We start from the raw sequence: 13,577 nt of genomic DNA, 5'->3' as shown, positions 1-13,577 counted from the left end.
GCGGAGCACGTCCTGGCCACCCGATGCGCCGTCACCGGCCAGCCGCCGGTGCCCGGTCCCGCGGACGGCGGGCCCGGCGAGCCGGGCGGCGTCACGAGCTCGACCTCCCGGCCGTCGGAGCCGACCGCGGCGCCCGACGCGACCCAGCCCTTCGGCGAGGAGCTCCGGCTCGCCAGGGCCTACCTCATGCGGGTCGCCGAGCCGCCGGCCACGGCGCTGCTCGGCTTCGTGGACACGGTCGGGCCGGTGGCCGCCGCGGCGAGGGTGCGTGCCGCCGAGGTCTCCTCCGCGGTGCTTGCCGAGACATCCTCGCGGCGGCATCTCGATCTCGCCGAGAGCGACTTGGCAGACGCCGCGCACTTGGGTGCGCGGCTGGTCATCCCCGAGGACGAGGAGTGGCCGGGCTGGCAGTTGCTGTGCCTGTCCGCCGCGTCCGACCGCGGGCAGCGGTGGGCCGGCTCCGCGCTCGGGCTCTGGGCGCGCGGCACGGCCTCGATGGCGGACATGTTCGACCGCGCGGTGTCGGTCGTCGGGGCACGGTCGGCCACCAGCTACGGCGAGCACGTGGCCACCGAGGTCGGGTACGGGCTGGCCGCCGCGGGCATGACCGTCGTGTCGGGGGCCGCGTACGGCATCGACGGCTCGGCTCACCGCGGCGCGCTCAGTGCCGACGGGGTCACCGTCGCGGTCCTCGGTTGCGGTGTCGACCACGCGTACCCGGCCGGCCACACGACGCTGCTCGACAGGATCGCCGACCGCGGCCTCGTGCTCAGCGAGTACCCACCCGGCACAACACCGGCCAAGTACCGCTTCCTGGTACGCAACCGGCTGATCGCGGCCCTCTCCTCGGGCACCGTCGTGGTCGAGGCCGGCGTGCGAAGCGGCGCGCGCAACACGGCCACCACGGCAGCCGGCCTCGGCAAGGTCGTGCTCGCCGTGCCGGGGCCGATCACGTCCGCGATGTCCGTCGGCTGCCACGACCTCCTCCGCACCGGTGGCGCGCTCCTCGCCGGCTCGGTGGCCGAGATTCTCGAAGCCGTCGGCCCTGTCGGCGAGCACCTGGTCGACCGGCCCGACGGACCACGCCGCCATACCGACGGGCTCGGCGAAGCCGCCCTCCGCGTCTACGAGGCCCTCCACCGGCGGGCGGCGCGGAGCACCGCCCAGGTCGCCGTCGAGTCCGGGGTGTCGCTCGATCGGGTTCGCGCGCTCCTGCCCGAACTGGAGCTCACCGGGCTCGCCGAACGATGTGAGGAGGGATGGCGCCAAGCGCCGGGCTCATGATTCCGCGGGGGAACAACGCGGCGTGGCGGTGCTTGACTCGGTCCCCTGTCATGGCGCAGCGTCGCGGACGTGCCTGGTCACTCCGCCGCTCGCCGGAAACGGGTCGATCTCCACCGGGTCCGGGACGAGCTGCCGCCATTGGTCCGCGAGGTCGTGCTCGCCTACGAACGGCACCTCGCGCTCGAACGTGGCCTGTCCCCGCACACCGTGCGGGCCTACGTGGGCGATGTCGTGTCCGTGCTCGGGTTCCTGCACGGACTCCCGGTCATCGACACCGTCGACGCCTCGAACAGCGCCGGCACGAGCGGCGCGGCCTCGAGTCGTGCGGCCTCGAACACCGCGGGCACAAGCGGCGCGGGCGGCTCGGGCAGCGGGCGCGGGCTCGAGGCGCTGGACCTCCAGGTGCTGCGGGCGTGGCTCGCCGCGCTGCGGACCGGTGGGGTCAGCCGGACCACGCTCGCGCGCCGGTCGGCGGCGGCGCGCACGTTCACCGCCTGGGCGCACCGGCGCGGACACCTGGCCACCGACCCGGGCGCGCGGCTGGCGTCGCCGCGGCCGCACCGGACGTTGCCGTCGGTGCTTCGGCAGGACCAGGCGAGCGATCTGCTGCAGGCGTCCGAGTCGGGCGCCAAGGAGCAGGACGCGATTGCTCTGCGTGACCACGCGTTGCTCGAACTGCTGTACGCGACCGGGGTACGGGTGTCCGAGCTGAGCGGGCTCGACGTGGCCGATGTCGACCTTGACCGGAGGGTCGTGGTGGTGCTCGGCAAGGGCGCCAAGGAGCGCACCGTGCCGTTCGGCGAGCCGGCCGCGCGGGCCGTGCGGGAGTGGTTGGCGCACGGTAGACCGGCACTGGCGCGACCGATGTCGCCACCTGCACTCCTGCTGGGTGCGCGCGGTGGCCGGTTCCAACCCGCCAGCGTTCGACGTATCGTGCACGGAGCGCTGGGTGCGGTTCCGGGTGCTCCCGTCATGGGGCCACATGGGCTGCGTCACTCCGCCGCGACGCATTTGCTCGAAGGTGGTGCGGATCTTCGCAGCGTCCAGGAACTTCTTGGTCACGCTACGCTCGCTACCACCCAGCTATACACACACGTGACCGTCGAACGGCTGAAGGCAATCCATGACCGAGCCCACCCACGCTCCCGATGATCCTGGAGAAGGATCGGGGAAACCGGGGCCGCCCACCGGCACGCCGGCAGCGGTGACCAACGGGCATGCCGTGACGTTCGGTGTCGGCGAGACCGCCGGCGTGCTTCCCGGTGACCAGCGCACCTTCGACGACGTCGAGGCGGGCATCGTCGCGTTGTGGCGCACCTTCGGCGAGCGGCGCGAGCAGCGGCTGCGCGACCGCCTCGTGCTGCACTACGCGCCGCTGGTCAAGTACGTCGCCGGGCGGGTCGGCACGGGTCTGCCGGCACACGTCGAGGTGGCCGACCTGATCCAGTCGGGCATCTTCGGCCTGGTCGACGCCATCGAGAAGTTCGAGCCCGAGCGCGGCCTCAAGTTCGAGACCTACGCGATGCAGCGCATCCGCGGCGCCATCCTCGACGACCTGCGTGCCCAGGACTGGGTGCCGCGATCGGTCCGTGGCCGGGCCCGCGAGGTCGAGCGCGCGCTGGAGCGCCTCGGTGCCCAGCTGCGCCGCACACCCACCGACGCCGAGCTGGCCGACGAGCTCGGCCTGAGTGTCGCCGAGCTCAGCGAGGTCTACGCCCAGCTGCAGCTCACCAGCGTGGTCGCGCTGGACGAGCTGGCCGCGGCCGGGCGCGGCTCCACCCCGCTCGCCGACATCCTCGAGGACCCGGAGGCGCTCGACCCCGTCGCGCTGCTGGTCGACCAGGACAACCGCCGCCAGCTCGCCGAGGCGATCGCGCACCTCACCGAGCGGGACCGGGTCGTGGTGACCCTGTACTACTTCGAGAACCTGACCCTCGCGGAGATCGGCCGGGTCCTCGGGGTCACCGAGTCGCGGGTCTGCCAGCTGCACACCAGGGCGGTGCTGCGGCTGCGCGCGAAGCTGCTCGAGAAGACCGAGGTCTGATCCGTCAGCTCCTCCTGGACGAGTAAGTCCCAAGTCTGGGTGGGTGCCTGAGGACGAACCCTCGCCGTTCCTGCCCCGTCATCTACCCCGGCGCCGATCCCGGGTGGTCGACTCCACCCCGGTCCAATGCGGTCGTTCCCGCGAAGCCGCCACGCGATCCGAACTCGCCGGCCGGGCCGGCTACGGCTACCGCGCCAGCCACGCACGCTGCCTCCGGGGACCTGCGCCCGCGCCCGATCCGCACCCCGGCCGGGCTCCCGATCACCTGGGCACCGGCCACCCCGAACCCGACGAACGCCACGTCATCATGACGACCCTCGACCACGACCCGTCCGTCCTGCTCGAGCACCCACGCCCGGCTGATCAGCACCGACAACGGCTGCGGAGCCCGACGCCCACCTCGCCGATCGCCCAACGCCTGCTCACCCTGACTGCCGCGATCTGACACAACCGCGCCACCGGCCATCCCATCACCCGCTCACCGCTCGCCTACGACCACCACTGACCAGTTGGGACTTGTTGGTCTAGCTCTCCTCCTTCCACGGCAGTAGCCGCACTCGTCCCGTGGTGGACACCAGCGCGAGCGGGTCCAGGTACTCCTCGCCGCGTCGCACACCCCAGTGCAGGCACGCCGGCGCACCCGTGCACCCGAGATGGCCCGGGCGCAGGTGGCCGAGCACCGCGCCGGCCGCCACCCGCTGACCGGCCTCGACCGCGGGAGCCACCGGCTCGTAGGTGGTGCGCAGGCCGTTCGGATGGTCGACCGACACCACGCCCCGCCCGGCGAGGTCGCCCGCGAACACCACCACGCCGGCCGCCGCGGCCAGCACCGGCTCGCCCGTCGACCCGCCGAGGTCGACGCCGCGATGGCCGGGCCCGTACGGCGAGGACGGCGCCTGGAACGGGCGCACCACCGGGTGCGGTGGCGCGAGCGGCCACCCGAACCGCTCGGCCGGCGTGTTCGGCTGCCGCGCCGAAGAAGCCGACGGAGCCGGCGGTCCGGCCCGCGGTACCGCGGAGCTCGCCTCGGCCACCGCGACCGACCCGGCTGAGCTCACCGCGGCGTCGGCCGACCCGGCCGAGCCTCGCGCCGGCTCCGGTGAGGTGCCCGGCAAGGCCACGGCAGGGCGGGTCGGCGCGGAGGCCACGCCGAACAGCGGTGGCGCGACAACCGACGCGAAGCCCGCGACCAGGGCGAGCACGACGGTGGACATGCGGGGACTCGGGGGAGCGGGTGGGTGCGGGTGCATGCCGTCAACCCTGCCGGGAGGGGCCCGTGGCGGGTGCGAGGCGAGGGGAATCTGTGGACAACCGGATGGGTTGTGGATAACTGGCAGCGCAGGGGTGGCCTGGTCGAAGGCAGGCGCCCCGAACAGCGTAGACTGCCAGACGCGGTCCGTGGGAACACGGATCGACTTCGCGTGCCAGTGCACCAGTCGCGGCGAGAGCGGCGATCAGCGGCATCCGGCGGTCCTGAGGCAACGACGTTGTGTTGGGTCCGGCTGTCGGCACTGACACCAGGGCGACCTCGCAAAACGCAGAGGGAGCGACAACCGACATCGCGTCGAGGCGGACACCCGGCGCGCAGACAGAAGAGGTGCGAAGCAGGCCATGGCCGTCGTCACCATGAAGCAGTTGCTCGACTCCGGTGTGCACTTCGGGCACCAGACCCGCCGGTGGAACCCGAAGATGAAGCGCTACATCCTCACCGAGCGCAACGGCATCTACATCATCGACCTCGAGCAGACGCTGTCCTACATCGGGCGCGCGTACGAGTTCATCAAGGAGACCGTCGCGCACGGTGGCTCGATCCTGTTCGTGGGCACCAAGAAGCAGGCCCAGGAAGCGATCGCCAACGAGGCGCTCCGGGTCGGGATGCCCTTCGTCAACCAGCGCTGGCTGGGCGGCATGCTCACCAACTTCTCCACCGTGCACAAGCGTCTCCAGCGCCTCAAGGAGCTGGAGTCGATGGAGCAGACCGGTGGCTTCCAGGGTCTCACCAAGAAGGAGATCCTGATGCTCACCCGCGAGAAGGACAAGCTCGAGCGGACCCTGGGCGGTATCCGCGACATGGCGAAGGTCCCTTCCGCGGTGTGGATCGTCGACACCAAGAAGGAGCACATCGCCGTCGGCGAGGCGCGCAAGCTCAACATCCCGGTCGTCGCGATCCTCGACACCAACTGCGACCCGGACGAGGTCGACTACCCGATCCCGGGCAACGACGACGCGATCCGCTCCGCCGCACTGCTGACCAAGGTCGTGGCCGAGGCCGCGGCCGCCGGTCTGATGGCCCGCGCCGGCGTGCGCAACGGTGTGCCGGACGGCGAGGACAAGCCGGCCGTCGCCACCGCCGAGCCGCTGCCCGAGTGGGAGCAGGAGCTGCTGGTCGGGCAGAACGCCCCCGCCGGTGGTGGCGCCGAGGCTCCGGCCAAGCCGGCCGAGGCGCCGAGCGAGTCCTGAACCAAGCGCGCACATACCGAAAGAAGGATGGATAGAGCCACGATGGCTAACTACACCACGGCCGACGTCAAGCGGATCCGTGAGCTCACCGGCGCCGGCATGATGGCCTGCAAGAAGGCCCTCGACGAGGCCGACGGCGACTTCGACAAGGCGGTCGAGATCTTGCGTATCAAGGGCGCCAAGGATGTCGGCAAGCGGGCCGAGCGCACCACGGCCAACGGCCTGGTCGCCGCGGACGGCGGCGTCATGGTCGAGCTGAACTGCGAGACCGACTTCGTCGCCAAGAACGCCGACTTCCAGGGCCTTGCCAACCAGGTCATCGAGGTCGCCAAGGCCGTCAAGCCGGCCGATGTCGACGCGCTGGCGAACGCCGACCTGGACGGCAAGACGGTCACCGACGCCGTGCAGGAGCTGTCCGCCAAGATCGGTGAGAAGCTGGAGCTGCGCAGGGTGGTCGCGTACGACGGACCGGTCGCCACCTACCTGCACCGCCGCGACCCCGACCTGCCGCCCACCGTCGGTGTGCTGGTCGAGTTCACCGGCGACGGCTCCGATGCCACTGCCGATGCCACTGCCGAGGCGGCGCGCGGGGCGGCCATGCAGATCGCCGCGATGAAGCCGCGTTACGTCACCCGGGACGAGATCCCCGAGGACGTCATCGCCACCGAGCGGCGGATCGCCGAGGAGACCGCACGCGAGGAGGGCAAGCCGGAGCAGGCGCTGCCCAGGATCGTCGAGGGTCGGGTCAACGGCTTCTACAAGGACGCCGTGCTCCTCGAGCAGTCCTCCGTGCAGGACTCCAAGAAGACCGTCAAGGCCCTGCTCGACGGTGCTGGCGTCACGGTCACCCGGTTCGCCAGGTTCGAGATCGGCCAGTCCTGATCCCGGAACCCGGATCCCAGGCGGTGCCCCGCCCTCGCTATCGCCGAGGGCGGGGCACAGTCCTGTAGTCACAGCACGCGAGGGAGAACGTCGTGATGGAAGGCCCTGGACACGGGTTCCGCAGAGTGTTGCTCAAGCTCGGTGGCGAGATGTTCGGTGGCGGCGAGGTGGGCGTCGACCCCGACGTGGTGCAGACCGTGGCCCGCCAGATCGCCGAGGTCGTGCGCGACGGCGTGCAGGTGTCCGTCGTCATCGGCGGCGGCAACTTCTTCCGCGGCGCGGAGCTCTCCCAGCGGGGCATGGACCGCGACCGGGCCGACTACATGGCCATGCTCGGTACCGTCATGAACTGCCTGGCGCTGCAGGACTTCCTCGAGAAGCTCGGCATCGACACCCGGGTCCAGACCGCGATCACGATGGGCCAGGTCGCCGAGCCCTACATCCCGCGGCGCGCCGAGCGGCACCTGGAGAAGGGGCGGGTCGTCATCTTCGCCGGCGGCGTCGGCATGCCCTACTTCTCCACCGACACCGCCGCCGCCCAGCGCGCGCTGGAGATCGGCTGCGAGGTCGTGCTCATGGCCAAGTCGGTCGACGGGGTCTACACCGCCGACCCCAAGACGACCCCGGACGCGAAGAAGTTCGAGCGCATCACCCACCGCGAGGTGCTCGAGCGGGGCCTGGCGGTCGCCGACGCGACGGCGTTCAGCCTGTGCATGGACAACAACATGCCGATCATCGTCTTCAACCTGTTGGTCGAGGGGAACATCGCGCGTGCGGTGCGTGGTGAGAGGATCGGCACGGTCGTCAGCACTCCCTGACAGCGGCCGGGGAGACAACAACAGGAGCAGCTTTGATCGACGAGACACTCCTCGACGCCGAGGAGAAGATGGAAAAGGCCGTGTCGGTGGCCAAGGAGGAGCTCGGCACGGTTCGCACCGGCCGCGCGAACCCGGGGATGTTCTCGCGCATCGTCGTCGACTACTACGGCGCCTCGACGCCGCTCAACCAGGTCGCCGGGGTCAGCATCCCCGAGGCCAGGATGGCGATCGTCAAGCCCTACGACATGAGCCAGCTGAACGCGATCGAGCGGGCGATCCGCGACTCCGACCTGGGGGTCAACCCGTCCAACGACGGCACGATCATCCGCGTGGTGATCCCGCAGCTGTCCGAGGAACGCCGCCGCGAGATGGTCAAGGTGGCCAAGAACAAGGGCGAGGACGCCAAGATCTCCATCCGCAACGTGCGCCGCAAGGCCAACGAGGAGCTGCACCGCATCGCCAAGGACGGCGAGGCGGGCGAGGACGAGGTCGGCCGCGCGGAGAAGGAGCTCCAGCACGTCACCGACAAGTACGTCACGCAGGTCGAGGAGCTGGTCAAGCACAAGGAAGCCGAGCTGCTCGACGTCTGAGACGTTCGACCAAGTGACGAGCGACATGCCCAGTGACCTACCCGGTGACGTGGCCGGTGCGGCCGCGGAACAGCCTGAGCCGACCGAGGGGAGCAGTGTGACGACCGGTGGCGCCGCCGTGGCGCCTTCGCGCGCCGGGCGCAACGTGCCGGTCTCGATCGCCGTCGCCCTGGTGCTCGGCGCCGCCGTACTTGTGTCGTTGCTGACCGTGCGGCAGATCTTCGTCGGCGTGGTCGCGGTGGCCGTCGCGATCGGCACCTACGAGCTGGCCGGCGCGCTCAAGCGGGCGGCGGACATCCGGGTCACGCTGCCGCCGGTGCTGGTCGGCGGGCAGGCGATGGTGTGGCTGTCCTGGCCGTTCGGGCGCAACGGGCTGATCGCCGCGTTCGTGCTCACGGTGCTCGCGTGCATGGTGTGGCGCTTTCGTGGCGGCGTCGAGGACTACGTGCGCGACCTCGGCGCGTCGGTGCTCTCGGCGGCGTACGTGCCGCTGATGGCGTCGTTCGCGGCGATGCTCGTGGTGCCCGAGGACGGCGCGGCGCGGGTGCTGTGCTTCATGATCCTGGTGGTCTGCTCGGACACCGGCGGGTTCGCTGCGGGCGTGTGGTTCGGCAAGCACCCGATGGCCAAGGTCATCAGCCCGAAGAAGTCCTGGGAGGGCTTCGCCGGGTCGATGGTCGCGGGCATCGCCGCCGGCGTCCTGTCGGTCACGCTCCTGCTGGACGGGCAGTGGTGGCACGGCGCGCTGTTCGGCGCCGCGCTGGTGTGCACCGCCACCAGCGGCGACCTGGTCGAGTCGTTGGTCAAACGCGACCTCAAGATCAAGGACATGGGCCACCTGCTGCCCGGCCACGGCGGGCTCATGGACCGGCTCGACTCGCTGCTGCCGTCCGCGGTGGTGTCCTGGCTGCTGTTGCGCCTGTTCGTGCCGCACTGAGCCTGGTTTGCTGGTGGATGTGGGAATGATGTCGCGGGCGCGCGAGCGGCTCGCCGCGGTCCGGCGCGGGGTGGACACGCTGCCGAGCCCGAACATCTGGCACTGGCCCGACGTCTACGAGATCGAGAACACGGCGCAGGACGTGGACGGCGACGTCTGGCGGATGCTCGCCGGGCTCGTCGACTGGACCGGCCAGGACGTGGTCGACATCGGCTGCGGTGACGGCTTCCACCTGCCTCGCTTCGCCGCGACCGCGCGCCGGGTCGTCGGCGTCGAGCCGCACCTGCCGCTGGTCCGCCGCGCTCGCGCCCGGGTGCTCGAGCTGGCCACCGTCGAGGTGCTGACCGGTTCGGCGCAGCGGCTGCCACTTCCGGACGCGAGCGTGGACCTCGTGCACGCGCGGACCGCGTACTTCTTCGGCCCCGGTTGTGAGCCGGGGCTCGCCGAGGCGGACCGGGTGCTGCGCCCCGGCGGGTTGCTGGTGATCGTCGATCTCGACGTGCGGCACAAGCCCTACGGCGACTGGATGCGCGCGGACATGCCCGGCTACGACACCGTCGAGGTCGACACGTTCTTCGACCTCACGGGGTTCACCGCCCGGCAGGTCGAGACGGTCTGGCGGTTCGCCGACCGCGCCGACCTGGCCGCGGTGCTGCGGATCGAGTTCTCCGCGCGGGTCGCCGCGCGGGCGATCGCCGAGGTGGTGGGCCTGAGCCTGCCGGTCGGCTACCGGGTGTTGCACCGGCGCAAGCCGACCGGACTGCTCAGGCCCTGATCAGTCCTCTTCTTCCTCCTCGTCGTCGGGGACGGCGGGCGGCTCGACCTCGCCGAGGATGGCGTAGACCTCCCGGCGAGCCTCGTTGAGCACCTCGATCGCGCGCTGCTTCTGGCTGTCCGTGGCCGCGTGCGCGACCTGCATCGTGGCGCCCATGAGCTGGCCGATCGCGTTGTGCAGACTCACGTCGTGCGGGTCGATGTCCTGGGCGATCTCCTCCCAGGGCGGCGCGGTGGCGTGCTTCTCGGCGGCCGCGCGGCCTTCCTCGGTGAGCTCGAAGCGACGTTTGCCGCCGCTGCCCTCGGTGCTGGAGACAAGGCCCTCGTCGGCGAGCAGCTGTAGCGTCGGGTAGACCGAGCCGGGGCTGGGACGCCAGATCTGGCCGCTGCGCTCGGTGATCTCCTGGATCATCTCGTAGCCGTGCATCGGCCGTTCGGCGAGCAGGGCGAGGATCGCCGCCCGGACGTCGCCGCGCCTGCTGCGCCGGCCACCCCCGGGGCCGCCGCGCCGCCGACCCCCGCCGCGGCGTCCGGCCGGTCCGCCAGGGAAGCCGGGAAACCCCGGCATGCCGGGCCAGGGCCCGAACGGCGGTTGCGGCGGTGGCGGCGGGAACGGCCCGTGTGCCTGCGGCGGGGTGAAGGCCCCGAGGTCCTCCGGCCCGAAGGCCTCGTGCGGGGCGCCGAAGTCGGGCCGCCCGCGATGGTGATGTTCTCGATGTCCGAATGATGGACGCATGATCAGTTCCTCCCTGTGGGCATCGCGTGGTATCGCGATACGTTGACGATATATCGGAACGTATCGCGATGCAACGGCATTCCCTCAATCGGCGGCATGGGAGAATGAACGGGTTATGACCGCACTTCCCCTCGTCTTCGACGCGCCGCGCCGCGGCCTCCCGCCTCGCCACCTCGCCGACATGTCCGCCGATGAGCGGCGTGCGGCGGTGACCGAGCTGGGGGAGAAGCCGTTCCGCGCCAACCAGCTCTCCCACCACTACTTCGCCCGGCTGACCGCCGACCCGGACCTGATGACCGACATCCCGGCCGCCAGCCGGGGCCGGCTCGCCGAGACCCTGCTGCCGCCGCTGCTGTCGCCGGTCCGCCACATCAGCTGCGACGACGACGCCACGCGCAAGACCCTGTGGCGCGCGCACGACGGCACGCTGCTCGAGAGCGTGCTCATGCGCTACCCGGACCGGGTGACGCTGTGCGTGTCGAGCCAGGCCGGCTGCGGCATGGCGTGCCCGTTCTGCGCGACGGGCCAGGGCGGCCTGCAACGCAACCTCTCGACGGCCGAGATCGTCGACCAGGTCCGCGCCGCGGCGGCCGCCATGCGCGACGGCGACCTCGGCGAGCCGGGCCGACTGTCGAACATCGTGTTCATGGGCATGGGTGAGCCGCTGGCCAACTACAAGCGTGTGGTGGAGGCGGTTCGGCGGATCACCGAGCCCGCGCCGAATGGTCTGGGGATTTCGCAGCGTTCGGTGACGGTGTCGACGGTGGGTCTCGCTCCCGCGATCCGCAAGCTGGCGGACGAGAAGATGCAGGTGCGGCTGGCGGTGTCGTTGCACACTCCGGACGACGAGCTGCGGAACACGCTGGTGCCGGTGAACAACCGTTGGTCGGTGGACGAGGTTCTGGAGGCGGCGCGGTACTACGCGGACACGTCGGGGCGTCGGGTGTCGATCGAGTATGCGCTGATCAGGGATATCAATGATCAGCCGTGGCGGGCGGGTCTGCTGGCGAAGCGGCTGCGGAAGCACCTGGGCCAGTTGGTGCACGTGAACGTGATCCCGCTGAACCCGACGCCGGGTTCGCAGTGGGACGCTGCGCCGAAGCCGGTGGAGCGGGAGTTCGTTCGCCGGGTGAACGAGGGCGGCGTGGCGTGCACGGTCCGCGACACCCGTGGCCAGGAGATCGCCGCCGCCTGCGGTCAACTCGCCGCCGAGGGCTGAATCGAGCTCAACTCCACTCGCGTCGCTCGAACTCCCACGTTCCCGGAGGGCTGTCTTGTCGCAGTAGCGGACTGATGAATGCGTTGGCCAACGTGGTCGCACCGTCCAGAGTCCGGTAGTGAACAGGTAGTTCATGAGCTTTGGCGGCTTCGGCGCGATATCCGGCCGGCCAGGCGGGACTGGGGACGACGAAGATTTCGGGAAGGATCAGGTGAGTGCCGGCGGCTTCTCGTCGGCGCACCTCCGCATGCAGTGCTGCGTGGGTAGTCGCGCCGTTCAACGAGGACTTGTTCGCGATGAGCACCAGGTCGACCAGGTCCTTGAATCTGGTCGACGGGAGTAGTCGCTCGCCATGGCGTTCGTACATCGCCGCGACTTTGTCTGCGACGTGATCTTCCAACGGCCATATGCGCACCGTCGGCCACGGCCCGGAGTCGACGTGAATGGTGGGGTTAGTTGCTCGACGAGGGTTTCTCCCTGAGGCTGAAGTCCGGCCACCACGACGTCGACGCTCACCATGGACAGTTGCTTGAGGCCGAACATGACCTTGAATCGCACTTTCCGGGAAGGTCTGTTCGCAGCCGTTTCGCGGGACGTGTCGTGGTGGTCGAAGCGCAAATGGTCGTCGCAGTCCATCGAGACCGCAGTGATCAATGCGGACACGGCTTCGTCAACGGTGGCTTCATCGACAGTTCGCAACAGATCGATGTCCGTTGAGTACCGGGCCTTGGGCCACCGCACCAACAGAGCTTGGCCACCTTTGAGGACCCAGCTCTCGTTGTCGGCGTGGAAGACCCGGGCCAACAAGCGACGATGGTGGTAGCGCTCCAGGAGTTCGCCGGTAGGAACACCGGTGATCTTCGATGTATTGGCAGCACGAGCTTTCAGCGAACTGGTGAAAGCCTGTGGATTGAGCGGCGGTTTCGGTGTCATGTTCCGTCGTTCGGTTCGGCAGCAGGTTCCTGCTCGGCCACGCTGCGCAGCAGCCGTTGAGCGAGCTCTGGTGAGGCGTTGGCAAGTTGCCCCCACGTGACGTTCATGTTCTCGAGATCTGCCCATTTGAGCTTGCTCAGCTGTCCCCAAGCAACTCCCGAAGGCCGTATCGCGAGGTCGTGGATAGAAAGCCCGATCTGTGCGAGAAGCTGGGCCAGAAGTTCCGGCCCATCTCCAGGCGTGGCTCCGTAGCCTCGCGCATAAGGTGAGATCCGTTTGGGTAGCTCGTCGAGTTGGACCAGACCAGCTTCCACGGCCTGCCTGATGATGGTCGCGACGTGGCTTGTATCACTATGCCGGTCGAGCAGATCGCAGATCGTGCGCATGGGGGTGGTGACCGGTAACCCGTCGAGCACCGTAACCTCGGGCTCCGTCAGTTCCGCCATGCGCAGCCAGACGCCTGGATCGCGCATCGTGCGTCTGCGTGGAATCGTCATCTCGACGCGAGTGTTCGGCAGGTCGCCAAGGCCATGTAGTCGGGCGGCTGACTGGTGAGAGATTACGCCGCCGTTTCGATCGAGTTTTGGGCGTTCCCAGGCCGCGATCTCGGGGCGCAGGCTCAGCCAGGCTGCTTGTTCTGGGCGCGCTTCGGACGCGACGGACGAGGTTACTGCGTGTACTCCGCGCCGGACTGTCTCCAGCAGGCCCGCCGCCTTGAGGCGGTGCAGCGTGACATCGTCGACTCCGAGCAGCAGTGCCTGCCGAGTGGTCACCAGGCCCCACTGGTCAGCGGTGTACCCACTGAGCAGTTCAAGCGCTCGGACCATCTCCATGCAGCAAAGCTTACACCTACGAGCGGCATTCCTTGCTCTCAGGCGTAAGGAACGCTGTCACTCTAGC

General features: G+C 69.9%; 14 protein-coding genes and 2 pseudogenes. 11 read left to right on the top strand and 5 right to left on the bottom strand.

Annotated elements, in window-relative coordinates; all coding sequences use genetic code 11:
- The first annotated feature begins 186 nt into the window (after positions 1–186).
- The 4 genes and pseudogenes from dprA to GEV28_RS09075 form a co-directional block, all read left to right on the top strand.
- Entirely contained in the window at positions 187–1,284 is a 1,098-nt protein-coding gene (gene dprA, locus GEV28_RS09090) for a DNA-processing protein DprA (RefSeq protein WP_291410683.1), read from the top strand.
- A 69-nt stretch (positions 1,285–1,353) separates the two neighbouring features.
- A complete protein-coding gene (locus GEV28_RS09085; RefSeq protein WP_291410610.1) occupies positions 1,354–2,436 on the top strand; it encodes a tyrosine recombinase XerC in 1,083 nt (360 codons plus the stop codon).
- A gap of 52 nt (positions 2,437–2,488) precedes the next feature.
- Positions 2,489–3,328 carry a FliA/WhiG family RNA polymerase sigma factor gene (locus GEV28_RS09080; protein WP_291410608.1) on the top strand — a complete coding sequence of 280 codons (840 nt, stop codon included), beginning with the start codon at positions 2,489–2,491 and terminating at the stop codon, positions 3,326–3,328.
- A 100-nt stretch (positions 3,329–3,428) separates the two neighbouring features.
- Positions 3,429–3,536 (top strand): annotated as a pseudogene (locus GEV28_RS09075) (IS982 family transposase); the annotation flags it as partial.
- Between the two features lie 316 nt (positions 3,537–3,852).
- Here GEV28_RS09075 and GEV28_RS09070 read toward each other — a convergent pair.
- Positions 3,853–4,542, bottom strand: coding sequence for a M23 family metallopeptidase (locus tag GEV28_RS09070; protein ID WP_367115058.1), 690 nt, complete (start codon positions 4,540–4,542; stop codon positions 3,853–3,855).
- Positions 4,543–4,939: 397 nt separating this feature from the next.
- Between GEV28_RS09070 and rpsB the strand changes: the two genes are divergently transcribed.
- The 6 genes from rpsB to GEV28_RS09040 all read left to right on the top strand — a co-directional run bounded on the left by rpsB (position 4,940) and on the right by GEV28_RS09040 (position 9,790).
- A complete protein-coding gene (gene rpsB / locus GEV28_RS09065; protein WP_291410605.1) occupies positions 4,940–5,788 on the top strand; it encodes a 30S ribosomal protein S2 in 849 nt (282 codons plus the stop codon).
- Positions 5,789–5,830: 42 nt separating this feature from the next.
- Complete coding sequence (tsf, locus tag GEV28_RS09060) at positions 5,831–6,670, top strand: translation elongation factor Ts (protein WP_291410603.1); 840 nt, start codon at positions 5,831–5,833, stop codon at positions 6,668–6,670.
- 95 nt (positions 6,671–6,765) lie between these two features.
- Positions 6,766–7,488: a UMP kinase gene (gene pyrH / locus GEV28_RS09055; protein ID WP_291410680.1), complete on the top strand. Its 723-nt coding sequence runs from the start codon at positions 6,766–6,768 to the stop codon at positions 7,486–7,488.
- A gap of 32 nt (positions 7,489–7,520) precedes the next feature.
- Positions 7,521–8,078, top strand: a complete 558-nt coding sequence (gene frr, locus GEV28_RS09050) for a ribosome recycling factor (RefSeq protein ID WP_291410602.1) — start codon at positions 7,521–7,523, stop codon at positions 8,076–8,078.
- A 25-nt stretch (positions 8,079–8,103) separates the two neighbouring features.
- Positions 8,104–9,015, top strand: coding sequence for a phosphatidate cytidylyltransferase (locus GEV28_RS09045; protein WP_291410600.1), 912 nt, complete (start codon positions 8,104–8,106; stop codon positions 9,013–9,015).
- A gap of 28 nt (positions 9,016–9,043) precedes the next feature.
- Positions 9,044–9,790: a class I SAM-dependent methyltransferase gene (locus tag GEV28_RS09040; RefSeq protein ID WP_291410678.1), complete on the top strand. Its 747-nt coding sequence runs from the start codon at positions 9,044–9,046 to the stop codon at positions 9,788–9,790.
- Here the strand turns inward: GEV28_RS09040 and GEV28_RS09035 are convergent, their stop codons facing one another.
- Positions 9,791–10,525, bottom strand: coding sequence for a PadR family transcriptional regulator (locus tag GEV28_RS09035; RefSeq protein WP_291410597.1), 735 nt, complete (start codon positions 10,523–10,525; stop codon positions 9,791–9,793).
- Between the two features lie 115 nt (positions 10,526–10,640).
- Between GEV28_RS09035 and rlmN the strand changes: the two genes are divergently transcribed.
- Positions 10,641–11,744, top strand: coding sequence for a 23S rRNA (adenine(2503)-C(2))-methyltransferase RlmN (gene rlmN, locus GEV28_RS09030; RefSeq protein ID WP_291410595.1), 1,104 nt, complete (start codon positions 10,641–10,643; stop codon positions 11,742–11,744).
- 7 nt (positions 11,745–11,751) lie between these two features.
- Here rlmN and GEV28_RS09025 read toward each other — a convergent pair whose 3' ends face one another.
- The 3 genes and pseudogenes from GEV28_RS09025 to GEV28_RS09015 all read right to left on the bottom strand — a co-directional run bounded on the left by GEV28_RS09025 (position 11,752) and on the right by GEV28_RS09015 (position 13,510).
- Positions 11,752–12,159, bottom strand: coding sequence for a nucleotidyl transferase AbiEii/AbiGii toxin family protein (locus GEV28_RS09025; protein WP_291410593.1), 408 nt, complete (start codon positions 12,157–12,159; stop codon positions 11,752–11,754).
- 131 nt (positions 12,160–12,290) lie between these two features.
- Positions 12,291–12,677, bottom strand: a pseudogene (locus tag GEV28_RS09020) (nucleotidyl transferase AbiEii/AbiGii toxin family protein); the annotation flags it as partial.
- A complete protein-coding gene (locus GEV28_RS09015; RefSeq protein WP_291410591.1) occupies positions 12,674–13,510 on the bottom strand; it encodes a type IV toxin-antitoxin system AbiEi family antitoxin domain-containing protein in 837 nt (278 codons plus the stop codon). The gene GEV28_RS09015 and the pseudogene GEV28_RS09020, both read right to left, overlap by 4 nt.
- Between the last annotated feature and the right edge of the window lie 67 nt (positions 13,511–13,577).

Source organism: Actinophytocola sp., assembly GCF_009379765.1.
Lineage (GTDB): Bacteria > Actinomycetota > Actinomycetes > Mycobacteriales > Pseudonocardiaceae > Actinophytocola.
This window is presented reverse-complemented; position numbering and strand designations above follow the sequence as displayed.